Source organism: Pseudomonas sp. GW822-FHT04H02, assembly GCF_058800645.1.
In genome coordinates this window covers 285264-310151 of the sequence record NZ_JBXAMM010000004.1, presented here as the reverse complement: position 1 = coordinate 310151, position 24888 = coordinate 285264, and the positions used below count along the sequence as shown (strand labels likewise).

Genomic DNA, 24888 nt, shown 5'->3' with positions numbered 1-24888 from the left:
AAGAGGCCTTTGGGTGAGGTGCAGGCCTTGCGGGCGCCTTCGCTGGCAAGCCAGCTCCTACCCGGTGGAATGTGCTTTGAGGGGAGGTCAGGAACATGGACAGGAAGAAACGCATCGCGGCCATTGGCGAATGCATGATCGAGCTACAGCAGCATCATGACGGCAGCCTGCAACAGAGCTTTGGCGGCGACACCCTGAACGCCGCGGTGTACCTCGCGCGGGAAATGGGCGAGGCCGGGCGGGTGGATTACGTCACCGCACTGGGCGATGACAGCTTCAGTGATGCCATGTGCCAGGGGTGGGCGGCGGAGGGCATCGGCCTGGAGCGGGTGCAGCGCTTGCCGGGGCGCCTGCCTGGGCTGTATTGCATCCAGACTGACGCCCGGGGCGAGCGGCGCTTTCTCTACTGGCGCAACGAGGCGGCAGTGCGCGACTGTTTCACCACGGCGGCGGCCGGGCCGATCCTCGAAGCGCTGAAGCATTACGATGTGCTGTATTTCAGCGGCATCACCCTGGCGGTGCTGGGGGAGGTGGGGCGCGGGAAGTTGTTGCAGACCCTGGCCGAGGCGCGCCAGCGCCAGGCGCTGATAGTCTTCGACAACAACTACCGGCCGCGCCTGTGGACGTCGGTCGAACAGGCCCGGGCGGCGTACCGCGAAGTATTGCCCCAGGTGGATCTGGCATTGCTGACCCTGGAGGATGAGCAAGCGCTGTTTGCCTATGCGGATGCCGAAGCGGTGTTCGCGGCGTATCAGGGCACTCCGGAAGTGGTGCTCAAGCGGGGCGCCGAGCCCTGCCTGATTCGCGTGGCGGGTGGTGCTTTCGAGGTGCCGGCCCAGCGGGTGGAGCAGGTAGTGGACACCACGGCGGCCGGGGATTCGTTCAGCGCAGCCTATCTGGCCCGGCGCCTGCTGGGCGGCAGCCCGGTGCAAGCGGCAGAGGCCGGGCACCGGCTGGCGAGCCAGGTCATCCAGCATCCCGGCGCCCTGATACCCCGCCATTGAACCGTGCGTTGACCTAGCGGGCGCCTTCGCTGGCAAGCCAGCTTCTACAGGGCAGGTGGAGGTTGTAGGAGCCGGCTTGCCGGCGAAGAGGCCATTGAACCGGGCGATGACCTTGCGTGCGCCTTCGCTGGCAAGCCAGCTCCTACAGGGCAGGGAGAGGTTGTAGGAGCCGGCTTGCCGGCGAAGAGGCCATTGAACCGTGCGTTGACCTTGCGTGCGCCTTCGCTGGCAAGCCAGCTCCTACAGGGCAGGTGGAGGTTGTAGGAGCCGGCTTGCCCGCGAAGAGGCCATTGAACCGTGCGTTGACCTTGCGGGCACCTTCGCTGGCAAGCCAGCTCCTACAGGGCTCGGGGTCAGTCGCGGAAGAAGACCTGCACCAGGTGATAGCCGAACTTGCTCTTGATCGGGCCATGCACGGTGCGCAGGGGCTTCTTGAAAATGACCTGGTCGATGGCACCGACCATCTGCCCCGGGCGCACTTCCCCCAGGTCGCCGCCGCGCTTGCCGGACGGGCAGGTGGAGTATTTCTTCGCCAGTACGTCGAAGGCTTCACCCTTGGCGATGCGCTGCTTGAGCTGTTCAGCCTCTTCGGCGGTTTTCACCAGGATGTGGCGGGCTTGGGCTTTCATGGGCGGGTGACCTTGTAGCGGGAAATCGGCGGCCGCGGATTATGCCTGAATTCAGGGCGCGTGGCCGATCATCTGACGAATCTTCTGGGCCATTTCCTCAATGGAAAACGGCTTGGCCATCAGGTCCATGCCCGGCTCCAGGAAGCCCTGGCGCTCGGCCGCCTTTTCCGCGTAGCCGGTCATGAACAGCACCTTGAGCCCGGGCCGCTGCTGGCGGGCGATCTCCGCCAGTTGCCGGCCGTTCATGCCCGGCAGGCCGACATCGGTCACCAGCAGGTCGACGCGCATCGGCGATTCCAGCAAGGGCAGGGCGCTGCGCGCATCTTCGGCCTCGAAGGCGCGGTAGCCCAGTTCGGCGAGGACATTGAGCACCAGCATGCGCACTGCCGGGTCGTCTTCCACCACCACCACGGTTTCCCCGGCGATGGCCTGGGGCGCCTGGTTGAGGGTGGCGGGTTCGGCGCTGTCCAGTGGTGCGGCGAACAGCCTTGGCAGGTACAGGCGCACGCAGGTGCCCTGGTCCGGTTCGCTGCTGATGGTCACGTGGCCGCCGGACTGCTGGGCGAAGCCGTAGATCATCGACAGCCCCAGGCCCGTGCCCTGGCCGATGGGCTTGGTGGTGAAGAACGGATCGAAGGCCTTGGCCAGGATCCGCGGGCTCATGCCGGCGCCGTTGTCGCTGACGCCGAGCATCACGTAGTCGCCGGCCTTGACCGGTTCCAGGGTGCTGATGTCGCTGCCGTCGAGGTAGCTGTTGGCGGTTTCGATCAGCAGCCTGCCGCCGTCGGGCATGGCGTCGCGGGCGTTGATCACCAGGTTGAGCAGGGCATTTTCCAACTGGCTGGCGTCGGTGTTCACCGGCCACACACCGTCCGCCAATTGCATCTGCAGCTCGATGTGCTCGCCCTTGGTGTGGTTGAACAGCTCTTGCAGCGAGCGCACCAGCTGGTTGGGGTCCAGGGGCTGGCGGTCCAGGGACTGGCGCCGGGAGAACGCCAGCAGGCGGTGGGTCAGGGACGCCGCGCGTTTGGCCGAGGACATGGCCGCTTCGGTGAAGCGGCCGATCTCGGCGCCGCGGCCGTTGTCGATATAGCGCTGCATCAGGTCCAGGCTGCCGATGATGCCGGTGAGCATGTTGTTGAAGTCGTGGGCGATGCCGCCGGTGAGCTGGCCCACGGCTTCCATCTTCTGCGCATGGCGCAGGGCATCTTCGGCGCGTTCGCGCTCGAACATTTCGTTCTGCAGGCGCTGGTTGGCAGTGGCCAGGGCCTCGGTCCGCTGGTTGACCCGTTCCTCCAGGGTTTCGTTGAGATTGCGCAGGGCTTCTTCGGTCTGCCGGCGCTCGGTTTCGTCGATGACAAAGATGTAGAAACCATTGATCGCGCCGTCGGCGCCGTAACGCGGCAGGTACTTCATCAGGGCATGGCGCGGCCGGCCGTCGCGGTGCGGCGAGTTGGCCTCGAAGCTGCACGGCTTGCCGGCCAGTGCGGCCTTGATGTTCTCGGCGCGAGTGGCGTAGATCTCGTCGCCGACTACCTCGCGGATGCTCTTGCCGTACAGTTCCTGCGGGGTCAGGCCGTACCAGTCCAGGTAGGCGCTGTTGTTCAGGCGAAAGCGTTCCTCGTGGTCGACATAGCCGATCAGCACGGGCATGGCATTGATGATCAGTTGCAGCTCGGTCTGGCTCTGGCGCAGCGCCTGTTCCATCTGCTTGCGTTCGGTGAGGTCCAGGGCCGCGCCGAGAAAACGCGTCGGCCGGCCATGGTGGTCCTTGTAGCAGCGGCCTCGGGCGAACACCCAGCGCAGCTGGCCGTCGGCCAGTTGCAGGCGGTACTCCTCGGCATATTCGGTGCCGTGGGTGATGCAATGCTTGATGCCCCGGGCCACCATGCCGCGGTCCTCCGGGTGCACGCCCTTGAGGTATTCGCTGATGGGCAGTTGCCGGGACTGCTGCGGATCGACGCTGTGCAACTGGGCGAAATGCGCGTCGGCGATGAAGCGGTCTTCGCCGATGTCCCAATCCCAGGTGCCTACCGCGTCGGTGGCCGCCAGGGCCAGTTGCAGGCGCTCTTCGGTCTCGTGTTGGGCGCGCAGGCTGTCGTCGGAGCGCTGCTGCAGTTCCAGGGCGATGCGCCGGCGCTCGTTGGTCTCGATGGCGGTGACCAGGATTCCGGCGACGTCGCCGCGTTCGTTGCGGATCGGGCTGTAGGTCAGGTCCAGCCACAGGTCGTATTCGCTGCCGTTGGTGCGTTGCAGGCTGAAGCGCTGTTCGCTGAAGGTGCGCACCTGGCCGTTGAGCACGGCGCGGTAGATCGGGTCGGTGAAGTCCATCAGTTCCGGCCAGGTCAGGTGCGCCGGGTGGCCGAAGGCACTGGGGTGCTTGTTGCCCGCCAGCAGGGCGAAGCCGTCGTTGTAGATCTGCGTCAGCTCGGCGCCCCACAGCAGCAGCATCGGCATCGGCGAATGGATCACGATGTCCACGGCGGTGCGCAGGCTCTGGGGCCAGTGGCCGGATTCTCCGAGGGGAGTGGCCGACCAGTCCAGGCGGGCAATCAGGTTGGCGGCTTCGCTGCCGGAGTGGGGGCCATTCATGTCGAAGGTGTCCTGGGTGGTGCGGTATTACGCGGCGACGCCACAGGCTCGCGCACTCGAAAAGTCGCATGGACATGCGGTGCATATTCAAACGGATGGATTGTAGGCGTTTTCGGCGCGCACATTTTCACCCGCTTTTGCGGCGGATGACCAGTCTAGAGGGGCTGAACGGTTATCAGAGTGATGCGTTGGGGATGCGGTAGCCAGTAGGAGCCGGCTTGCCAGCGAAGTGGCCATTGCCTAGCGCGCCGACCTGGGCGACGCCTTCGCCGGCAAGCCGGCTCCTGCAAGGGGAGGGGTCAGCTGCGCAGTTCCTCGCGGTCGCGAAACTGTTCCAGGGCCTCGGGGTTGGCCAGGGCGTCGGTGTTCTTCACCGGCAGGCCGTGCACCACGTTGCGCACCGCCAGTTCGACGATCTTGCCGCTGATGGTGCGGGGAATGTCCGTGACCGCGAGGATCTTCGCCGGCACATGGCGCGGCGTGGTGTTGCTGCGAATCACCTGGCGAATGTGTTCCTGCAAGGCTTCATCGAGCTCCACGCCGTCTTGCAGGCGCACGAACAGCACCACCCGCACGTCCTGCTCCCAGCTCTGGCCGATGGCCAGGCTTTCCAGGACCTGCTCCAGCTTTTCCACCTGGCGGTAGATTTCCGCGGTGCCGATACGCACCCCGCCGGGGTTGAGCACGGCGTCCGAACGCCCATGGATCAGCCAGCCACCCTCGGCCAGTTGTTCGGCGTAGTCGCCCTGGGCCCAGACGCCGGGAAACAGGCTGAAGTACGAGGCCTTGAGCTTGCTCTGGTCCGGGTCGTGCCACAGGCCCACGGGAATGCTGGGGAAGTGCCGGGTGCACACCAGCTCGCCTTTCTCGCCGATCACCGGCTGGCCCTGGTCGTTCCACACTTCGATGGCCATGCCCAGGCCCTTGCCTTGCATCTCGCCGCGGCGCACCGGTTGTATCGGATTGCCGGCGACGAAGCAGGCGACGATATCGGTGCCGCCGGACATCGAGGCCAGGCACAGCTCGCTCTTGATCTCGCGGTACACGTAGTCGTAGCTCTGCGGCGACAGCGGCGAGCCGGTGCACAGCAGGGTCTTCAGGCTCTCCAGGCGGTGGCTCTGGCGCGGCCGGCTGCCGGCCTTTTCCAGAGCTGCCAGGTACTTGGGGCTGGTGCCGAAGACGCTGATGGCTTCGCGGTCGATCAGGTCCATCAGGTGCTCGTTGCCGGGATGGAACGGCGAGCCATCGTAGAGCACCAGGCTGGCCCCGGTGGCCAGGGCCGAGACCAGCCAGTTCCACATCATCCAGCCGCAGGTGGTGTAGTAGAACAGGCGCTCGCCGGGGCCCAGGTCAGCGTGCAGGCCGTGCTCCTTGAGGTGTTGCAGCAGCACCCCGCCGGTGCCGTGGACGATGCACTTGGGCACTCCGGTGGTGCCGCTGGAATAGAGGATGTACAGCGGATGGGCGAAGGGCACCGGGGTGAATTCGGGCTCGCCGCCGGGGCGGTAGAAGTCGTCCCACAGGCTGACGCTGGCGGGGGTGCGATAGTCCTCGGCCCGGGCCTGCGAGCGGGCGTAGGGCACGATCAGCAACTGCTCCAGGGACGGCAGGCGCTCGAGGATCTGGTTGACCTTGGCCGTCTGGTCGATGTCCTTGCCGGCGTAGCGGTAGCCGGCGCAGGTGATCAGCACCTTGGGCTCGATCTGGCCGAAGCGGTCGACCACCCCCTGGGTGCCGAAATCCGGCGAGCAGCTGGACCACACGGCCCCGAGGCTGGTGCTGGCGAGCATGCCCACCAGGGTCTGCCAGGTGTTGGGCATGCAAGCGGCAACCCGGTCACCGAGGCCGACTCCAGCGTCCCGCAGGCTGCGTTGCAGGCCGGCGACCTGGGCCGCCAGTTCGGCGTGGGTCAATTGTTCGCGCTGGCCGTTTTCGTTGATCGCCACCACCGCGACGCTGTCATCCCGACGCTTGAGCAGGTGCTCGGCGAAGTTCAGGGTGGCGCCGGGAAACCATTGGGCGCTGGGCATCTGCGGGCCTTCGCGGAGCACGCATTCAGCAGGCTGGTGGAAGCTGACCTCGAAGAAGTCGACGATGGCCTGCCAGAAGCTTTCTCGCTGGTCGATGCTCCACTGGTGCAGGGCGGGGTAGTCGTGAATATTCAGGCCGTGGCGCTGATTGACGAAGCGGCGAAAGGCATCCATCCGCGTCTTGCCGATGCGCTCGGCGCTGGGTTGCCAGAGTAGGTCGGACATGCAAGGCCTCGTGTTCTTATTGTTGTTTTTAGGGGGAGCTGTTCGCTGGCAAGCCAGCTCCTACACAGGCCAGCACAGCCGTGTAGGAGCCGGCTTGCCGGCGAAGACGTCAGCCAGAGACGCGCGTCATTGCGCCAGCCACCCGCCATCGATGTTCCACGCCGCGCCGCGCACCTGGGCGCCGGCTTCGCTGCACAAAAATAGCACCAGTTCCCCCAGTTGCGACGGGGTGACGAACGCCAGGGACGGTTGCTTTTCCGCCAGCAGATCATGCTGGGCCTGTTGCGGGGCGGTGCCGGCCGCGACGCGATCATCGATCTGCTTCTGCACCAGCGGGGTCAGCACCCAGCCCGGGCAGATGGCGTTGCAGGTGACGTTGCTGGTGGCGGTTTCCAGGCCTACCACCTTGGTCAGGCCGATCACCCCGTGCTTGGCCGCCACATAGGCGGCCTTGCCCACCGAGCCCACCTGGCCGTGCACCGAGGCGATGTTGACGATCCGCCCCCAGCCCTTGGCGCGCATCCCCGGCAGCCCCAGGCGGGTGCTGTGGAACACCGACGACAGGTTGATGGCGATGATCGAATCCCAGCGCTCCACGGGGAACTCCTCCACCGCCGCCACATGCTGGATGCCGGCGTTGTTGACCAGGATGTCGACGCCGCCGAACTCCCGTTCGGCGTAGGCGAACATTTCGGCGATCTGCGCAGGGTCGCTGACATCCGCCGGGTGATGGCCGACCTGGCCGCCGAATTGTGCGACCTCGGCGATCGCCTTCGAGGCATCGCCAAAACCGTTGAGAATCAGTTTGGCCCCGGCCTTGGCCAGCACCAGGGCGATGCCCAGGCCGATGCCGCTGGTGGAGCCGGTGACCAGGGCGGTCTTGCCAGAAAGAGTGGTCATGAATACCTCACACAATGCCGGTGGCGTAGAAAGTGGCGATGACGACGAAGACCGCCAGGGTCTTGATCAGGGTAATGCAGAAAATGTCCTTGTAGGCCTCGCGATGGGTCAGCCCGGTGACCGCCAGCAGGGTGATCACCGCGCCGTTGTGGGGCAGGGTGTCCATGCCGCCGCTGGCCATGGCGGCCACCCGGTGCAGCACTTCCAGGGGAATGTTGGCAGCGTGGGCGGCGCTGATGAAGCTTTCGGACATGGCCGCCAGGGCGATGCTCATGCCGCCCGAGGCCGAACCTGTGATGCCCGCCAGCAGGGTCACGGTAATGGCTTCGTTGACCAGCGGGTTGGGGATGCTTTTGAGCCAGTCGGCCAGCACCAGGAAGCCCGGCAGGGAAGCGATCACCGCACCGAAGCCGTATTCCGAGGCGGTGTTCATGGCCGCCAGCAGGGCGCCGCTGACCGCGCTCTTGCTGCCCTCGGCGAGCTTGCTGCGAATCGCCGAGAAACCGAACACCAGCACCATCAGGATGCCTACCAGCAACGCCGCCTGCACCGCCCAGATGGCGGTCAGCTTGGCGATTTCGCTGGTTACCGGCGCCGCCATGCCCGGCAGGCTGAGGCTGTGGGTCTTGCCGTACCACTGGGGAATCCAGTGGGTGAACAGCAGGTTCATGATGCCCACCAGCAGCAGCGGCGACAGCGCCAGCCAGGGGTTGGGCAGCTCCAGGTCTTCGGCGGTTTCCGGCTCGTTGCGCAGCTCGGTGCCGTAGCCTTCACTGGCCTTCTGCGCCTTGTTGCGCTGGCGCTGGAGGAACAGCATGCCGGCGCAGAACACAAAGATGGTGCCGATCACCCCCAGCCAGGGCGCGGCCCAGGCGGTGGTATTGAAGAAGGTGCTGGGGATGATGTTCTGGATCTGCGGGGTGCCGGGCAGGGCGTCCATGGTGAAGGAAAATGCCCCCAGGGCGATGGTCGCCGGGATCAGGCGCTTGGGGATGTTGCTCTGGCGGAACATCTCGGCGGCAAAGGGGTAGACCGCGAACACCACCACGAACAGCGAGACCCCGCCGTAGGTCAGCAGCGCGCAGACCAGTACGATCACCAGCATGGCCTGGCGGGTGCCCAGCAGGCGGATGGCGGCCGCGACGATGGAGCGGGAAAAGCCCGACAGCTCGATCAGCTTGCCGAACACCGCGCCCAGCAGGAACACCGGGAAATACAACTTGATGAAGCCGACCATCTTCTCCATGAACACGCCGGTGAAGGCGGGCGCCACGGCGGACGGGTCGGTGAGCAGCACCGCGCCGAGGGCGGCGATGGGGGCAAAGAGGATGACGCTGTAGCCACGGTAGGCAGCGAGCATCAGCAGCGCCAGGGCTGCCAAGGCAATGATCACACTCATGGTGTGTCTCTCCAGGATTGTTATTGTTGTCGGGTGTTGCGTGTGGAGAGCGTTATAGCGAGAACTGTGCCATCTAATTAAGCTATTGAAATATATAGATATTTTTATTTTTCTGGGGGCGAATTGACGTTGATTGTCTCTGTTTGGAGAATTTTTTGGGTTTACCGGCCTCTTCGCTGGCAAGCCAGCTCCTACAGAGATTGTGCAAGCCGACGTAGGAGCTGGCTTGCCAGCGAAAAGCGCGCAGTGCGCGGTAGGTTCTTCAAACTGAGATTTGTGTCTCTTTATTGAGACTCGGCAATCCCCAGGGCCGCCATCTTCTTGTACAGCGTGGAGCGCCCCAGCCCCAGGCGCCGGGCCGCTTCGTCCACCTTGCCGGCACATTGGGCCAGGGTGGCGCCGATCAGTTGCCGGTCGAAACGCTCTCGGGCCGCGGCGAAGGTTTCCTGGTTTGGCGAATCGCCCGGCACCAGGGCTTCGTTACGCTGCACCGGGCTGAAGCTGCCAATCGCCGCGCGAATATCCGAGGCGTTGAGTATCAGGTCGTCGCTGAGCAGCGCCGCTCGTTCCAGGACGTTGCGCAACTCGCGGATGTTCCCCGGCCAGGCATGTTGCGCCAGCAGGGCCAGGGCATCGCGGTCCAGTTCATGCTGGCTGCGCAGTTCTTCGAGAATCCCTTCGCTCAGGGCTGGCAGGTCGTCCAGGCGTTCGCGCAAGGCTGGCACCTGGATCGGCAGCACATTCAACCGGTAGTACAGGTCGGCGCGAAACTCGCCGCGCTTGATCGCCGCCTCAAGGTCCGTGGAGGTGGCGGCGATGATCCGCACATCGCTGTGGATCACCTCGTTGGAGCCCACCGGCTCGAACTCTTTTTCCTGCAGCACCCGCAGCAGCTTGCTTTGCAGGGGCAGCGGCATGTCGCCGATTTCATCGAGGAACAGGCTGCCGCCCTGGGCGATCTGCAACTTGCCCGGGCGGCCCTTGCGGTCGGCGCCGGTAAAGGCGCCAGGGGCGGTGCCAAAGAATTCCGCCTCCAGCAGGGCCTCGGGAATGGCCGCGCTGTTGATGCTGACAAAGGGCTTGTGCGCTCGTGGCGAGGCGGCGTGGATGGCCTGGGCCAGCAGCTCCTTGCCGGTACCGGTTTCGCCTTGCAGCAGGATCGGCGACTCGGCGCTGGCCCCGCGTCGGGCGCGGCGCTTGACCTCCAGGCTGGCGGCACTGGTGCCGATGAAGTGAGCGAAGTTGTATTTGGTCTGCCGGGCCCGCAGCAGGGAGCGGGTAGAGGCCAGTTCTTCCTGCATGCTCAGGTAGCGCTTGAGCATCGGCGACAGGCTGCGCAGTTCGTCGAACAGGGCAAAACCGATGGCGCCGATCACCGTGCCGGCGTCGTCGTGGATCGGCAGGCGCATCACCACCAGGGGTTCCTTGGGGGTGTCCTGCATGTCCAGCAGGATGGGGCGGCCGGTGCGCACCACCTCCCGCAGCAGGCTGCCGGGGATCACGCTTTCACAGGGCTTGCCGATGGCGAAGGCTGCCGATTCCAGGCCGAAGCGCCGGGCATAACGCTCGTTCATCCAGACGATATTGGCGTCGCGGTCGACGATCACCGTGCCTTCGCTGGATTGCTCGATGATCTCGAACAGCGAGCGGATCGCCAGTTGGCGCACACGCTGGTAGTCCTTGAGGCTTTCGCTGTCGTTCATGGCGGCATCCTGGAAATGGGCGCAGGGATTATGCCCGATTTGTAGGAGCCGGCTTGCCGGCGAAGAGGCCCTTGGGTCAGCCGGGATGGGCGGCAGCCAGCAGTTCCTGGGTGTAGGGATGCTGTGGGGCTTCGAATACGTCGTGGCTGGCGCCGCGCTCAACCACCTTGCCGTCCTTGATCACGATCATGTCGTGGGCCAGGGCTCGCACCACCGCCAGGTCATGGCTGATGAACAGGTAGGTCAGGCCGTACTTTTCCTGCAGCTGACGCAGCAGGGCCACCACTTGCTTCTGCACGGTGCGGTCCAGGGCCGAGGTGGGTTCGTCCAGCAAAATCAGCGCCGGCTTCAGCACCAGGGCCCGGGCGATGGCGATGCGCTGGCGCTGGCCGCCGGAGAACTCGTGGGGGTAGCGGTGGCGGCTGTCGGGGTCGAGGCCGACTTCCTCCAGGGCGCGGATGACCTGTTCGTCGCACTGGCGGGCATCGTACTGGCTGTGCACTTCCAGGCCTTCGCTGATGATCTGCGCCACCGACATGCGTGGGCTGAGGCTGCCGAAGGGGTCCTGGAATACCACCTGCATCTGTTTGCGCCAGGGGCGCAGTTGCTTCTGGTTGAGGCCGTCCAGGGCCTGGCCCTGGAAGCGGATGCCGCCCTGGGAATCCAGCAGCCGCAGGATTGCCTGGCCGAGGGTGGATTTGCCCGAGCCGGATTCGCCGACAATCCCCAGGGTCTTGCCTTGCTGCACGCTGAGGCTGATGCCGTCCACTGCCCGCAGGTACTCCTTGCGCCGGAACAGGCCGCCGCCGATCTGGAATTCGACGCGCAGGTGGTCCACCTCCAGCACGGTTTCCCGGCTGTCGCGGCACAGCGGCTCGCCTTCGGGTTCGGCGTGCAACAGTTCGCAGCTGTAGGGATGCCTTGGCGCGTTGAACAGGGTGTCGCAGTCGGCCTGCTCGACGATTTCCCCGGCTTTCATCACGCACACCCGCTGGGCGATGCGCCGCACCAGGTTGAGGTCGTGGCTGATCAGCAGCAGGGACATGCCCAGGCGCTGTTGCAGGGATTTGAGCAGCAGCAGGATCTTGCGCTGCACGGTCACGTCCAGGGCGGTGGTGGGTTCGTCGGCAATCAGCAGTTCCGGTTCGCAGGCCAGGGCCATGGCGATCATCACCCGCTGGCGCTGGCCGCCGGAGAGCTGGTGCGGGTAGGCCTTGAGCCGTTCCCGGGGCTTCTGGATGCCCACCAGCTCCAGCAGTTCGAGGATCCGCGCCTGGGCCTCCTTGCCCCCCAGGCCGCGATGCAGCAGCAGGGTTTCGCCGATCTGTTTTTCTACGCTGTGCAGCGGGTTGAGGGAGGTCATGGGCTCCTGGAAGATCATGGCGATGCGGTTGCCCCGCAGCTGTTGCAGGGTCGCCGGGCTGGCACCGATCAGTTCCTGGCCGCGATAGCGCACGCTGCCGGTGGCGCTGCAGCCGGTCTGCGGCAGCAATTGCAGGATCGAATGGGCGGTCACCGACTTGCCCGAGCCGGATTCCCCCACCAGGGCCAGGCATTCGCCGGGGCGGATGTCCAGGCTCAGGTCGCGAACCACGGTCTGCTCGCCGAAGGCGACGTTGAGCTGGCGGATTTCGATCAGGTTTTCAGTCATTTCTACAGTCCGCTTCAAGATCGAGGATCAAAGGCGTCGCGCAACGCCTCGCCGATGAACACCAGCAGCGAGAGGATCAGCGCCAGGGTGAAAAACGCCGTCAGCCCGAGCCACGGCGCCTGCAGGTTCTGCTTGCCCTGGCCGATCAATTCGCCCAGGGAGGCGCTGCCGGCGGGCATGCCGAAGCCGAGGAAGTCCAGGGCGGTGAGGGTCGAGATGGCCCCTGTGAGAATGAACGGCAGGTAGCTCAGGGTGGCGTTCATGGCGTTGGGCAGGATGTGCCGCAGGATCACCTTGCGGTCGCTCAGCCCCAGGGCCCGGGCAGCCTTGACGTACTCCAGGTTGCGCCCGCGCAGGAACTCGGCGCGCACCACGTCCACCAGGGCCAGCCAGGAAAACAGCGCCATGATCCCCAGCAGCCACCAGAAGTTCGGCTCGACAAAGCCCGAGAGGATGATCAGCAGGTAGAGCACCGGCAACCCGGACCAGACCTCCAGCAAGCGCTGGCCCAGCAGGTCGACCCAGCCGCCGTAGTAGCCCTGCAGGGCGCCGGCGGCGATGCCGATCAGGGCGCTGATGGCGGTCAGGGCCAGGGCGAACAGGATTGACACCCGGGCGCCGTAGATCACCCGTGCCAGCACATCCCGGGCCTGGTCGTCAGTGCCCAGCCAGTTGACCTTGCTCGGCGGGCTGGGGGCCGGCTGGGTCAGGTCGTAGTTGGGGGTGTCTTCGCTGAAGGGCACCGGCGGGAACAGCAGCCAGCCACCGTCCTTGCGGATCAGCTGCTGCACGTAGTCGCTGCGGTAGTCGGCCTGGAACGGCAACTGGCCGCCGAATTCCTGCTCGGTGTAGCGCTTGAGCACCGGGAAATACAGCGAGCCCTGGTAGCTGACCACCAGCGGCTTGTCGTTGGCGATCAGCTCGCCGCCCAGGGTCAGGATGAACAGGCCGATGAACAGCCACAGCGACCACCAGCCGCGGCGGTTTTTCTTGAAACGGTCGAAGCGCCGGCGCGCCAGAGGAGAAAGCGTGAGCATCAGGCGTTCCTCGCGGCGAAGTCGATGCGCGGGTCGACCAGGGTGTAGCACAGGTCGCCGATGAGTTTTATCAAGAGGCCGAACAGGGTGAAGATGAACAGCGAGCCGAACACCACCGGGTAGTCCCTGGACACCGCGGCCTCATAGCTCATGCGCCCCAGGCCGTCGAGGGAGAAGATCACCTCGATCAGCAGGGAGCCGGCGAAGAACACGCTGATAAAGGCCTGGGGAATGCCCGATACCACCAGCAGCATGGCGTTGCGGAACACATGCCCATACAGCACCCGGCGCTCGCTCAGGCCCTTGGCCCGGGCGGTGACCACGTACTGGCGGGTGATCTCGTTGAGGAAGGAGTTCTTGGTGAGGATGGTCAGGGTGGCGAAGCCGCCGATCACCAGGGAGCTGACCGGCAGTACCAGGTGCCAGAAGTAGTCGGCGACCTTGCCCAGGGTGCTCAACTGCTCGAAGTTGTCCGAGACCAGGCCGCGCACCGGGAACCAGTTCAGCGAGGTGCCGCCGGCGAACAGCACGATCAGGAACATGGCGAACAGGAAGGCCGGCATGGCGTAGCCGATGATGATCGCGGTGCTGCTCCAGATGTCGAAATGGCTGCCGTGGTGCACCGCCTTGCGGATCCCCAGGGGGATCGACACCAGGTAGGTGATCAGGGTCGCCCAGAGCCCCAGGGAAATGGTCACCGGCATCTTTTCCAGGATCAGGTCGGTGACCGTGGCGCCGCGAAAGAAGCTCTTGCCGAAGTCCAGCTGGGCGTAGTTCTTGAGCATCAGCCACAGGCGTTCATGGGCCGGCTTGTCGAAGCCGTACTGTTTCTCGATGTCCTGGATCAGCTTGGGGTCCAGGCCGCGGCTGGCCCGGGAGCCGTTGCTGCTCATGGTGTCGGCGGAGCCGCCGACAGCGGCGCCGCCACCGATGCCCTGCAGGCGGGCGATGGCCTGTTCCACCGGGCCGCCGGGGGCGGCCTGGACGATGACGAAGTTCACCAGGAGGATGATCAATAGGGTCGGGATGATCAGCAGCAGGCGCCGCAGAATGTAGGCCAGCATCAGTGGCGCCCTCCGGGTTTGCCACGGCGGATCAGCTCGGCGGCCATTTGTTCGTCGGTCAGCGCGCTGCTGCTGACTTCCCACCAGCTTTCGATGGCTTCATCGTTGCTCGCCGGCACCTTGGGGATGCCGAAGCGGTTCCACCACACCGTGGAGGTGCCGGGCGGGTAGTAGTTGGCAATCCAGTAGTAGTTCCATTGCAGCACCCGGTCCAGGGCATGGGCGTAGCGCAGCATCTCCGGCTGGCTGGTGGCCTTCACTAGGCCATTGACCAGGCTGTCCACGGCCGGGTTCTTGAGCACCATGTAGTTGTTGGAACCGGGGTCGTTGGCCGCGGCGGAGCCGAAGTAGTTGTACAGCTCCATGCCCGGCGAGGTGGTCACCGGGTAGCCGGTGACGATCATGTCGTAGTCCCGGGCCATCAGGCGGTTGACGTACTGGGCGGAGTCGATGCGGCGAATGTTCAGGCTGATGCCGATCTGCGCCAGGTTGCGCTTGTAGGGCAGCAGCAGGCGTTCGATGGAGCCCTGGGTGATCAGGAAAGTGAAGCTCAGGGGCTCGCCCTGGGCGTTCACCAGCTTGTCGCCCTCGGGCTTCCAGCCGGCCTGTTCCAGCAGGGCCAGGGCTTGCAGTTGCTTGTCGCGGATCACGCCGCTGCCGTCGGTTTTCGGCGCCTCGAAAACCTGGGTGAAGACCTCGTCGGGGATCTGCCCGCGCAGCGGTTCGAGGATCTTCAGTTCCTCGGCATCCGGCAGGCTGCGGGCCGCCAGGGCGGTGTTGGAGAAGAAACTCTGCTGGCGGATGTAGAGGTTGCGCATCATCTGCCGGTTGCTCCATTCGAAATCCCAGAGCATGGCCAGGGCCTGGCGCACCCGGCGGTCCTGGAACACCGGCCGATCGAGGTTGAACACATAGCCCTGGGCCGGTTGCGGCGCCGATTGCGCCAGGTGGGCCTTTTGCAGGCGGCCGTCGTTCAGCGCCGGGCTGTCGTAGCCGATGGAATAGCCGGTGGCGGAAAACTCGCGGTTGTAGTCGTAGGCGCCGCCACGCAGCACCTGGCGGGCGACGTCGATATCGCCGAAATACTCGACGCTGAAATGATCGAAGTTGTACAGGCCGCGGCTCACCGGCAGGTCCTTGCCCCACCAGTCGGGGTTGCGGGCGAAGGTGATGCTGTTGCCCGAGTCGACCTTGGCCACGCGGTAGGGGCCGCTGCCCAGGGGCGCTTCATAGCCGCCGCCATTGGCGAAGTCGCGACTCTTCCACCAGTGTTCGGGGAACACCGGCAGGGTCGCGATATCCAGGGGCAGGGTGCGGTTTTCGTTGCTTTTGAAGTCGAAGCGCACCACTCGTGGTGATTCCACGGTGACGCCTTTGACGTCGTCGAACTGGGTGCGGTAGCGCATGCTGCCCTGGGTCATCAGCAGGTCGTAGCTGTAGCGCACGTCTTGGGCGGTGATCGGCGTGTTGTCGGCAAAGCGCGCCTTGGGGTTGAGGTAGAAGCGCAGCCACAGGCCGTCTTCGGCACGCTCCATCTTTTCGGCCACCAGGCCGTAGACGGTGTAGGGCTCGTCCAGGGAGCGCTGGGCCAGGGGCGAATAGACCAGGCCGTCGAGCTGGGAGACACCGATGCCCTTGTCGATATAGGGCAGTACGTGGTCGAAACGGCCGATTTCGATGGCCGAGCGGCGCAACGTCCCGCCTTTGGGGGCCTGGGGGTTGACGTAGTCGAAGTGGCTGAAACCCTGGGGGTACTTGGCCGGTTCGCCATAGACGGTCATGGCGTGTTGCGGTGCGGCTTGGGCACCCGCGGCGCCCAACAGCAGGGCGGTGAATAGCACGGTGGAGGAAAGCAGTCGCATTGTCAGCCTTAGGAGCCGGGTGATCGATGACCACGATTTGTACGCTAGCGGCGCGTGACTGGCCAGCCGCATCCGCTTTGGGCAGAGCCTGGCGCCCATGCGCAACGGCCCACCAAAAGGCGGGCCGTTGAGCAGACGCAGGCGCTTGGGGATCAGTCCTGGCGGCTGGTGACTTCCAGCAGGTGGTAGCCGAACTGGGTTTTCACCGGGCCTTGCACCACGTTTACCGGAGCGCTGAACACCACGGTGTCGAATTCCTTGACCATCTGGCCTGGGCCGAAGGAGCCCAGGTTGCCGCCGTCACGGCTGGAAGGGCAGGTGGAGTTCTTTTTCGCGACTTCGGCAAAGTCGGCGCCGGCTTCGATTTCGGCTTTGAGTTCGTTGCACTTGGCTTCGCTGGCAACCAGGATGTGACGGGCAGTGGCTTTGGCCATGGATGTTGCTCCTTTCAAGAAAGTTGAGAGCCTACCGGATTCAGGTGGCTATTTCTTCTCAAAGTTCCTTCAAGGCATTGCCGCCTGGCGCCTGCGGGGGATGAGTGGTGAGGGTCCTGTAGGGGCCGGCTTGCCGGCGAAGAGGTCCTTGGAGGAGACGCTGCTCTTGAGGACGCCTTCGCTGGCAAGCCAGCGCCTGCGGGGGCGGTGCTGCTCAGGCGGGGACGGCTGCGGCCTTGTCTGCGTGTCGCAGTTGTTGCGCGCCATTGCGCAGCAATTGTTCGGTGGCATCCCAGCCCAGGCAGCCGTCGGTCACCGAAACGCCGTAGCGCAGGTTCGCGCTCAGGGGCTGGCAGCCTTCGAACAGGTGGCTTTCCAGCATCACCCCCATCAGCGAGGTATCGCCCTGCAAGCGCTGCTCCAGTACCTCGTTGAACACCGCCGGCTGACGCAGCGGGTCCTTGCCGCTGTTGGCGTGGCTGCAATCGACCATGATCCGCGCCGGGATCTTCAGCTTCTGCAGGTCCTGCTGGACCTGGGCCACGCTCTGGCGGTCGTAGTTGGGCCCGCGATGGCCACCGCGCAGCACCAGATGAGTGTCGGGGTTGCCTGGGGTCTGGATGACCGCCGGGTGGCCCTGGCTGTCGACGCCGAAGTGGCGGTGCGGGTGGGCCGCCGAGCGCATGGCGTCACAGGCGATAGCGACGCCGCCGTCGGTGCCGTTCTTGAAACCCACGGGCATGTCCAGGCCGCTGGCCATCTCGCGGTGGATCTGCGATTCGGTGGTGCGCGCACCAATGGCGACCCAGCTCAGCAGGTCATCGAAGTAGCCGGCGGCCATGGGCTGCAACAGTTCGGTGGCAACCGGCAGGCCCAGGCGCAGCATCTCGCGCATCAGTTCACGGGACAGGTGCAGGCCGCCGGCCATGTCGTCGCTGCCATCCAGGCGGGGGTCGTAGGCCAGGCCTTTCCAGCCGACGGTGGTACGGGGCTTTTCCACGTAGGCGCGCATCACCAGCAGCATCTGGTCGCGCACTTCATCGGCCAGGCGGGCCAGGTTGGCGGCGTATTCCAGGGCCGATTGCGGGTCGTGGATGGAGCAGGGGCCGACGACTACCAGCAGGCGTGGGTCGCGACCTTCGAGGATGGCGCGCACCGCCTGGCGGTGAGCGGCGACTTGTTGGTTCAAGGCCAGGGACAGCGGCAGTTGCTGCTTGAGTTCCAGGGAGCTGGGCAGGCGCTGGGTCAGGGTTTCATTGGCGCTGACGTGGGCGGACAGGGGCAGGGCGGATACGGACGAGTTCATGTGCGGTCTTCCTGGGCGGGCGGCGGGTTATGTCCCGCGCGCGACCCTACTGGGGTGTTCGACAATTGGCCGTACTGGCCATAAGTGTGCAATTGCCACCGGTAGGTGACCGATCGGAGGCGGCAGGCTGTCCCGAGCGGAGGCTGCTAAATCGCCAGGCGCAAAACATGTCGTAGCGGTAATAGGTGGAGTAGTTCATGGAGCAATCCTCAGTAAGTTCGGTGTGTCGCTGAAAGTCGTGGTTGAAAATGCAGTGCCGGAAAAAACAAAACCCCCGGTCGGGAGGCCGACCGGGGGTTGAGATTTCTCTGGTAGGCGACCCGTTGAAGTGGGCGCCGGTTGGGTATCAGGCGCGCCAGTGGCTAAACCAATACCCAAAATAAAAGCTGGCCGGAGCCCGAGTGCCGTTGACCCAGGCAGCCGCGACCGAGCGCAGTGCGCTGGCAGTGTGGCGGTGCAGGGAAGGGGTCTTGGACAACATGGGTTTCTCCGTAAAGTGGGGGCGAGCTTACTAGAGGCTGGTGCCGGGATTCAATCAGTAATTTCTATCGGCGCAGCACGCGGCGGCTATGGATTAAGCCTGCAGGGGATTTATGCCACACTCGCTGCTCCCGCCTGTTCGCCCTCCAAGGAATGTTCATGTCCGTGCTGACCCTCGCTGCTGCCCAAACGGTGTCCATCGCGGGCGATCTACCGGCCAACCTGGCCCGGCATCAGCAGTTGATGCAACTGGCAGCGGCGCAGGGCGTGCAGTTGCTGGTGTTTCCCGAGCTGTCGCTGACTGGCTACGAACCGCAACTGGCGGCCGAACTGGCGCTGATGCCGGATGCACCGCAGTTGCAGCCGCTGCGGGATCTGGCCCGGGAGCTGGAACTGACGGCGGTGGTGGGGATGCCGATCCGCCTGTCTGTTGACGGGCCGGTGCTGATTGGCGCTCTGGTGCTGGGCGGCGACGGTTCGCTGGCGGTCTACACCAAGCAGCACCTGCATGCAGGAGAAGAGCGCGCTTTTGTCGCAGGCCGGGGCGGCGCACCTTTGCCTATCGGTGGCGAAACCGTGGCTTTGGCGGTCTGCGCGGACTTCTGCCACGCCAGCCATGTGCAGGCGGCGGCCGATGCCGGCGCCGGGATCTATGCTGCCGGGGTCTTGATCAGCGAAGGTGGCTACGCTGCCGATAGCGCGCAGCTCCAGGGATACGCCCAGGAACACGGGATGCTGGTGCTGATGGCCAACCACGGCGGCCCCAGCGGTGGTTGGGCCTGCGCCGGACGCAGCGCGGCCTGGGATGCCCGGGGCCGGTTGCTGGGCGCCGTCGAGGGTGTGGGCGAGGCTTTGTTGATTGTCCGGGGTGGTACTGGGCAATGGCAGGCGCAGGTGCTGGAGGTGAGCCATTGATGGACGGCTTTTCATTACGCCCGGCGGTTGATTCGGACCTGGCGTTCGCCCGCGACCTGACCCGTTCCACCATGCTCGGCTATTACATTCGTAACGACTTGCTGTGGCAGGACGAAGCCTTCGATGTGGCCTGGGCCGGCCGCAGGAACCTGCTGATCTGCCAGGGTGCCCGGGTGCTGGGGTTTGTCAGCCTGAGCCGGGATGCGCAGGCGCTGTATGTCCGCGAATTGCATGTGCTGGAGGCTTTCCGGGGGCAGGGCGCCGGTGCCTGGACGCTGGAGCAGGTGCTGGAGCTGGCCCGCCAGGAGCGCCGAGGGTTGTTGCGCCTGACTGTGTTCAAGGGCAATCCCGCACAGCGGCTGTATGAGCGGATGGGGTTGCGGGTGGTGGGAGAGGATGATTGCTTCTGGCGCATGGAGCGCTTGTCTGATTCGCTTGCCGGAAGGCTTGGCGACGCCTGAGCGCAACGCCGTTCCGCAGGCTTTACTGTGCGTTGGGATCTATCGCGGGCGCATCCTCGAGGATGATGCCGTCCTTCATTCCCAGTAGCACCGCGACCTTGTGCGCTTCCCCTCGTTTGCCTTTCTTGCGGCCTGCCAGCACCTGATAGGTAGTGGCCGGGTCAACCCCGTGTTCACGAGCAAATTGTTGAACCGATTTACCTTGATGTTCCAGCCAGGCCTTGGCTTGTGCGGCAGTGCGGATACCGGGCATAGTTCAAAACCGTTCAAATTTGTTCAATGCTTGAAGAGTATGACACCCCCTTGGGGTGTATCAGATGGGATCATACATCCAAATGAGTGGAATCGGTTCGCGGTTGAGGCAGGAGCGAGAACGCCTGGGACTGTCGCAGAAAGTTTTTGGTGAAATAGGCGGGGTTGAAGCCAACGCCCAGGGTAAATATGAAAGTGGTGATCGTGCACCCAAGGCGGATTATCTGTCCCGGGTGGCGGCAAAAGGGGTGGATGTGCTGTATGTGCTGACCGGCAGCCGGATCCCGATCCAGAGCGGCGGGCTGAGTCAGACCGAGGAAAAGGTCCTGGATTGCTATCGGGCGCTGTTCAAGGAGGATCAGGATGCTATCTGCCGCCTGACCAGTACCCTGGCCGAGCTTTCGGCAAGCCAGGGCGAGAGGCGCAAGGCCCAGGTACGAGAGTGAGGGGCGCTGGCCTCTTTCGATGCGCACGGCGGTTGGACCGTTATTGCGCCCGGATGTTTTTTATATAGCGCTTGTGATTAGGTTTGTACGCCGCTTTTTTGCTAAGGTGTCGGGCAACCTGTAAAGACCATATCGCGAGGTGTCTGCTTGATAAGGGTGCTAGTAGTCGATGACCATGATCTCGTTCGTACGGGCATTACACGAATGTTGGCTGACATCGATGGCCTGCAAGTAGTCGGGCAGGCGGAGTCAGGGGAAGAATCCCTGCTCAAGGCGCGGGAGCTGAAGCCCGATGTGGTCCTGATGGACGTCAAGATGCCAGGCATCGGCGGCCTCGAAGCCACGCGCAAACTGCTGCGCAGTCATCCGGACATCAAGGTCGTGGCGGTCACCGTCTGCGAGGAAGATCCCTTTCCTACCCGCTTGCTGCAAGCGGGCGCGGCGGGCTATCTGACCAAGGGCGCCGGTCTGAACGAAATGGTCCAGGCCATCCGCCTGGTATTTGCCGGCCAGCGCTATATCAGCCCGCAGATCGCTCAGCAATTGGTGTTCAAGTCATTCCAGCCTTCCAGTGATTCACCGTTCGACGCCCTGTCGGAACGGGAGATCCAGATTGCGCTGATGATTGTCGGCTGCCAGAAGGTGCAGATCATCTCCGACAAGCTGTGCCTGTCGCCGAAAACCGTGAATACCTACCGCTATCGCATTTTCGAGAAGCTCTCGATCAGCAGCGATGTCGAGTTGACGCTATTGGCGGTTCGTCACGGCATGGTTGATGCCAGCCTCTGAAATGACCGAACAGTTTGATCCCAGTGCCTTTCTTTCTACCTGCAGTGGCCGCCCCGGTGTGTATCGCATGTTCGACAGCGATGCACGCCTGCTTTACGTCGGTAAAGCCAAGAACCTGAAGAACCGGCTCTCCAGCTATTTCCGCAAGACCGGCCAGGCGCCGAAGACGGCTGCCCTGGTGGCGCGCATCGCGCAGATCGAAACCACCATCACCGCCAATGAAACCGAAGCGCTGCTGCTGGAGCAGACGCTGATCAAGGAGTGGCGGCCGCCGTACAACATTCTCCTGCGCGACGATAAGTCCTACCCCTACGTGTTTCTTTCGGACGGCGACTTTCCGCGTTTCAGCATCCATCGCGGGGCGAAGAAGCAGAAGGGCAAGTATTTCGGCCCTTATCCCAGTGCCGGCGCCATCCGCGAAAGCCTCAGCCTGTTGCAGAAGACCTTCATGGTCCGCCAGTGCGAGGACAGCTACTACAAGAACCGTACGCGGCCCTGCCTGCAGTACCAGATCAAACGCTGCAAGGCGCCCTGCGTCGGCCTGGTGGAGCCTGAGGTCTATGCCGAGGACGTGCGCCACTCGGTGATGTTCCTGGAGGGGCGCAGCAATGCCCTGACCGACGAACTCTCCACCGCCATGGAAGCCGCCGCCAGCACCCTGGATTTCGAAAAGGCCGCCGAACTGCGGGACCAGATCTCCCTGCTGCGTCGGGTCCAGGACCAGCAGAGCATGGAAGGTGGCACGGGCGATGTGGATGTGGTGGCGGCCTTCGTCAACCCTGGCGGCGCCTGTGTGCACCTGATCAGCGTGCGCGGCGGCCGGGTACTGGGCAGCAAGAACTTCTTTCCCCAGGTGGGTATCGAGGAGGACGTGGCCGAAGTCATGTCGGCGTTTCTCGGCCAGTATTTTGTCAGCAGCCCGGAACGCGACCTGCCTTCCGAGTTGATCGTCAACGTGGTCCATGAGGACTTCCCGACCCTGATCGCCGCCATCGACGAGCTGCGCGGGCGCGAGTTGACCATCAGCCACCGGGTACGCGGTACCCGCGCCCGCTGGCAGCAACTGGCGGTAACCAACGCCGAGCAGGCCCTGAGCGCGCGCCTGGCCAACCGCCAGCACGTGGCCGCACGTTTCGAAGCCCTGGCCGAGGTGCTGAACCTGGACGAGCCGCCGCAGCGCCTGGAGTGCTACGACATCAGCCATTCCAGCGGCGAGGCCACTGTAGCCTCCTGCGTGGTATTCGGGCCGGAAGGGCCGCTGAAGTCCGACTACCGGCGCTACAACATCGAAGGCGTGACCGCCGGCGACGACTACGCCGCCATGCACCAGGCCCTGACCCGGCGCTTCAGCAAGCTCAAGGACGGCGAGGGCAAGCTGCCGGACATCCTTCTGGTGGACGGCGGCAAGGGCCAGCTGTCCATGGCTCGGGATGTGCTCAATGAGCTGGCGGTGCCGGACCTGATCCTGCTCGGCGTGGCCAAGGGCGCGACCCGCAAGGCCGGATTCGAAACCCTGTACCTGAACGACGCAGCCCACGAATTCACCCTCAAGGGTGACTCGCCGGCGCTGCACCTGATCCAGCAAATCCGCGATGAGGCTCACCGCTTCGCGATCACCGGTCACCGCGCACGGCGTGGCAAGACCCGGCGTACCTCGACCCTGGAAGGGGTGGCGGGCGTCGGGCCGAAGCGTCGGCGGGACCTTCTCAAACATTTTGGTGGATTGCAGGAACTGTCCCGTGCAAGCATCGACGAGATTGCCAAAGCACCGGGAATCAGTAAAAAGCTCGCAGAGTTGATTTATGCAAACCTGCACAGCGAGTAGAATGCCCAATCACCTCGTAGCCAGTTGTGCCGATGAATATCCCTAATCTGATCACCGTTCTACGCGTCCTGCTCATCCCGATTTTCATTTTGCTGTTCTATTTGCCCTATAGCTGGAGCTACATGGCCGCCAGTTCGGTGTTTGCCTTCGCGGCCGCCACCGACTGGCTGGACGGCTACCTGGCGCGGCGCCTGCAGCAGAGCACGCCGTTCGGTGCGTTCCTCGACCCGGTGGCCGACAAGCTGATGGTGGCGGTGGCCCTGGTGCTGCTGGTGCAGGAGCATCACAACCTGTGGCTGACCTTGCCCGCCGCGGTGATCATCGGTCGTGAAATCGTCATCTCGGCGCTGCGCGAGTGGATGGCCGAGCTCGGCGCCCGTGCGCAGGTGGCGGTGTCGAACATGGGCAAGTGGAAAACGGCGGCGCAAATGCTGGCGCTGGTGATTTTGCTGGCCAATCCCTCGGACTTCAGTTTCTGGGTGCTGGTAGGTTACGCGTTGCTGTTGGCGGCAGCGGGCCTGACCCTGTGGTCCATGCTGCAGTATCTGCGAGCCGCCTGGCCGCACCTGAAAACTGATAACGAGAAAAAATAAGTTTTTTTGAATCAAAGGCTTGACGCGCATTCGGATTTCTATAGAATGCGCAACACCAAGACGTTGCGGGAATAGCTCAGTTGGTAGAGCACGACCTTGCCAAGGTCGGGGTCGCGAGTTCGAGTCTCGTTTCCCGCTCCAAACATAGCGCTGCAGAGTTCCACGAATTCTGCAGCGATCGAAAAAAGGACCTTCGGGTCCTTTTTTCGTTTCTGCGGGCTTCACTGAAATCCAGCACCATCCAGCGCTTTCAAATCCAGGAATTGAGTCCTTCTCAAAAGGCTTGAATCCGGGCAGCGCTGAATCGGTTCGTTGCTGGAGCGGTGATGAACATCCGGCCCCTGACCTGTTCAGGCACTCACGATGGCGCTCTCGGATAACAGCCAGGCGCTGAATGTTTCAAGCGCCGGATAATGCTGATAGCGCGCCGCGCAGGTCAGATAGTAATTGCGACCGCTTTCCATAGGGCCAAACAGTTTTACCAGTGCCCCGGATTTGATTTCGTCTTGCACCAGAATATCGGGAACCAGCCCAATGCCGACGCCAGCGGATACCGCCTGTATAAGGTGGGCCGTGAGCTCAAAGCTTGGGCCTGTCCGCATTTTCTGGTGGTCCAGCTTGTTGAGGTCAAACCAATCGGACCAGCTATTGGGTCGAGAAACGACATTCAACAACAAATGATTGGTGACATCGTTGAGCGACATCTCAAGGCTGTCCGGCAGCGCTTTGGGGCTGGCGACAACCACCAGTTTTTCTTGTAGCAAAAGGTGCGATACGTAGCCCGGCCAGTCGCCTTTTCCCGCGTAGATGATGGCCTGCATGTCGCTCACGCTGGATGGGTTGTCGGCGTGAATGATCCTCGAGTGGACGTGCACCAGGCTCCTGGGATGACGCGCATAAAATTCATGCATTTTGGGCAGCAGCCATTTTGAACCGAAGGTCGGCAGTACCGCGAGGTTCAATGGGCCTTCTTCCTCCTTGAAGGCAATTGTCTGCAGGGTAGCGCTTCGAATTCGGCCCAGTGCGGCAGTGAGTTCATGCTGGTAAAGCGCGCCGGCAGCGGTGAGTTCGATTCTTCTTCCCTCACGTTTGAACAGCGAGACCTCAAGCTGTGATTCCAGAGCCTGCACTTGCCGGCTGACAGCGCTTTGAGTCAGGGCAAGTTCGTCTGCCGCTTTGGTAAAGCTGCAATGTCGGGCTGCTGCCTCGAAAGCGATCAGCAGGGACATCGAGGGGGTCAGTCTTCGTGGGTTCATTCATAAAGCTCATGGAAAAGCTGCAGGTTTTACGT

At 63.9% G+C, this 24888-nt stretch carries 21 protein-coding genes and 1 tRNA gene; 8 read left to right on the top strand and 14 right to left on the bottom strand.

The window, feature by feature from the left end; all coding sequences use genetic code 11:
- The first annotated feature begins 95 nt into the window (after positions 1 to 95).
- Positions 96 to 1004 carry a sugar kinase gene (locus AC1RMG_RS18900; RefSeq protein ID WP_493169911.1) on the top strand — a complete coding sequence of 303 codons (909 nt, stop codon included), beginning with the start codon at positions 96 to 98 and terminating at the stop codon, positions 1002 to 1004.
- Positions 1005 to 1357: 353 nt separating this feature from the next.
- Here AC1RMG_RS18900 and AC1RMG_RS18895 read toward each other — a convergent pair whose 3' ends face one another.
- The 12 genes from AC1RMG_RS18895 to AC1RMG_RS18840 form a co-directional block, all read right to left on the bottom strand.
- Entirely contained in the window at positions 1358 to 1633 is a 276-nt protein-coding gene (locus tag AC1RMG_RS18895; RefSeq protein WP_011061856.1) for a peptidylprolyl isomerase, read from the bottom strand.
- A gap of 51 nt (positions 1634 to 1684) precedes the next feature.
- Positions 1685 to 4225, bottom strand: a complete 2541-nt coding sequence (locus AC1RMG_RS18890) for a hybrid sensor histidine kinase/response regulator (protein WP_493169909.1) — start codon at positions 4223 to 4225, stop codon at positions 1685 to 1687.
- Between the two features lie 299 nt (positions 4226 to 4524).
- The gene (locus tag AC1RMG_RS18885; protein WP_493169907.1) at positions 4525 to 6480 is read right to left on the bottom strand and encodes an acetoacetate--CoA ligase; all 1956 of its coding nucleotides are present in this window, start codon (positions 6478 to 6480) and stop codon (positions 4525 to 4527) included.
- Positions 6481 to 6606: 126 nt separating this feature from the next.
- Complete coding sequence (hbdH, locus tag AC1RMG_RS18880; RefSeq protein WP_493169905.1) at positions 6607 to 7380, bottom strand: 3-hydroxybutyrate dehydrogenase; 774 nt, start codon at positions 7378 to 7380, stop codon at positions 6607 to 6609.
- Between the two features lie 7 nt (positions 7381 to 7387).
- Entirely contained in the window at positions 7388 to 8779 is a 1392-nt protein-coding gene (locus AC1RMG_RS18875) for a GntP family permease (protein WP_493169903.1), read from the bottom strand.
- Between the two features lie 284 nt (positions 8780 to 9063).
- Positions 9064 to 10482 carry a sigma-54 interaction domain-containing protein gene (locus AC1RMG_RS18870; RefSeq protein ID WP_125063056.1) on the bottom strand — a complete coding sequence of 473 codons (1419 nt, stop codon included), beginning with the start codon at positions 10480 to 10482 and terminating at the stop codon, positions 9064 to 9066.
- Positions 10483 to 10558: 76 nt separating this feature from the next.
- Positions 10559 to 12133: an ABC transporter ATP-binding protein gene (locus AC1RMG_RS18865; RefSeq protein ID WP_493169900.1), complete on the bottom strand. Its 1575-nt coding sequence runs from the start codon at positions 12131 to 12133 to the stop codon at positions 10559 to 10561.
- 14 nt (positions 12134 to 12147) lie between these two features.
- Positions 12148 to 13170: an ABC transporter permease gene (locus tag AC1RMG_RS18860; RefSeq protein WP_041118786.1), complete on the bottom strand. Its 1023-nt coding sequence runs from the start codon at positions 13168 to 13170 to the stop codon at positions 12148 to 12150.
- Positions 13170 to 14234, bottom strand: a complete 1065-nt coding sequence (locus AC1RMG_RS18855) for a microcin C ABC transporter permease YejB (protein ID WP_410036604.1) — start codon at positions 14232 to 14234, stop codon at positions 13170 to 13172. The genes AC1RMG_RS18860 and AC1RMG_RS18855 overlap by 1 nt, the downstream gene beginning before the upstream one ends.
- Positions 14234 to 16096 (bottom strand): extracellular solute-binding protein, encoded by a 1863-nt coding sequence (locus AC1RMG_RS18850; RefSeq protein ID WP_161467003.1) that lies wholly within the window; start codon positions 16094 to 16096, stop codon positions 14234 to 14236. The genes AC1RMG_RS18855 and AC1RMG_RS18850 overlap by 1 nt, the downstream gene beginning before the upstream one ends.
- Positions 16097 to 16248: 152 nt before the next feature.
- Positions 16249 to 16530 (bottom strand): peptidylprolyl isomerase, encoded by a 282-nt coding sequence (locus AC1RMG_RS18845; protein ID WP_007924449.1) that lies wholly within the window; start codon positions 16528 to 16530, stop codon positions 16249 to 16251.
- A 214-nt stretch (positions 16531 to 16744) separates the two neighbouring features.
- A complete protein-coding gene (locus AC1RMG_RS18840) occupies positions 16745 to 17836 on the bottom strand; it encodes a 3-deoxy-7-phosphoheptulonate synthase (protein WP_053159199.1) in 1092 nt (363 codons plus the stop codon).
- A gap of 639 nt (positions 17837 to 18475) precedes the next feature.
- Here AC1RMG_RS18840 and AC1RMG_RS18835 point away from each other — a divergent pair.
- Complete coding sequence (locus AC1RMG_RS18835; RefSeq protein WP_370059281.1) at positions 18476 to 19231, top strand: carbon-nitrogen hydrolase family protein; 756 nt, start codon at positions 18476 to 18478, stop codon at positions 19229 to 19231.
- The gene (locus AC1RMG_RS18830; RefSeq protein ID WP_011061844.1) at positions 19231 to 19692 is read left to right on the top strand and encodes a GNAT family N-acetyltransferase; all 462 of its coding nucleotides are present in this window, start codon (positions 19231 to 19233) and stop codon (positions 19690 to 19692) included. Before AC1RMG_RS18835 ends, AC1RMG_RS18830 begins: the two co-directional genes overlap by 1 nt.
- A gap of 22 nt (positions 19693 to 19714) precedes the next feature.
- Here the strand turns inward: AC1RMG_RS18830 and AC1RMG_RS18825 are convergent, their stop codons facing one another.
- Positions 19715 to 19945 (bottom strand): DNA-binding protein, encoded by a 231-nt coding sequence (locus AC1RMG_RS18825; RefSeq protein WP_011061843.1) that lies wholly within the window; start codon positions 19943 to 19945, stop codon positions 19715 to 19717.
- An 82-nt stretch (positions 19946 to 20027) separates the two neighbouring features.
- Here AC1RMG_RS18825 and AC1RMG_RS18820 point away from each other — a divergent pair, with 82 nt between their 5' ends.
- The 5 genes from AC1RMG_RS18820 to AC1RMG_RS18800 all read left to right on the top strand — a co-directional run bounded on the left by AC1RMG_RS18820 (position 20028) and on the right by AC1RMG_RS18800 (position 23738).
- Entirely contained in the window at positions 20028 to 20390 is a 363-nt protein-coding gene (locus AC1RMG_RS18820; protein ID WP_011061842.1) for a helix-turn-helix domain-containing protein, read from the top strand.
- Positions 20391 to 20537: 147 nt separating this feature from the next.
- Entirely contained in the window at positions 20538 to 21179 is a 642-nt protein-coding gene (gacA, locus tag AC1RMG_RS18815; protein ID WP_011061841.1) for a response regulator transcription factor GacA, read from the top strand.
- A 1-nt stretch (position 21180) separates the two neighbouring features.
- Positions 21181 to 23004 carry an excinuclease ABC subunit UvrC gene (gene uvrC, locus AC1RMG_RS18810; RefSeq protein ID WP_011061840.1) on the top strand — a complete coding sequence of 608 codons (1824 nt, stop codon included), beginning with the start codon at positions 21181 to 21183 and terminating at the stop codon, positions 23002 to 23004.
- Positions 23005 to 23036: 32 nt separating this feature from the next.
- On the top strand, positions 23037 to 23597 hold the full coding sequence (pgsA, locus tag AC1RMG_RS18805) for a CDP-diacylglycerol--glycerol-3-phosphate 3-phosphatidyltransferase (protein ID WP_011061839.1): 561 nt from the start codon (positions 23037 to 23039) through the stop codon (positions 23595 to 23597).
- Positions 23598 to 23662: 65 nt separating this feature from the next.
- Positions 23663 to 23738: transfer RNA gene (locus AC1RMG_RS18800), tRNA-Gly, on the top strand.
- Positions 23739 to 23947: 209 nt separating this feature from the next.
- Here AC1RMG_RS18800 and AC1RMG_RS18795 read toward each other — a convergent pair.
- The gene (locus tag AC1RMG_RS18795) at positions 23948 to 24853 is read right to left on the bottom strand and encodes a LysR substrate-binding domain-containing protein (protein WP_015636008.1); all 906 of its coding nucleotides are present in this window, start codon (positions 24851 to 24853) and stop codon (positions 23948 to 23950) included.
- Positions 24854 to 24888: the final 35 nt, after the last annotated feature.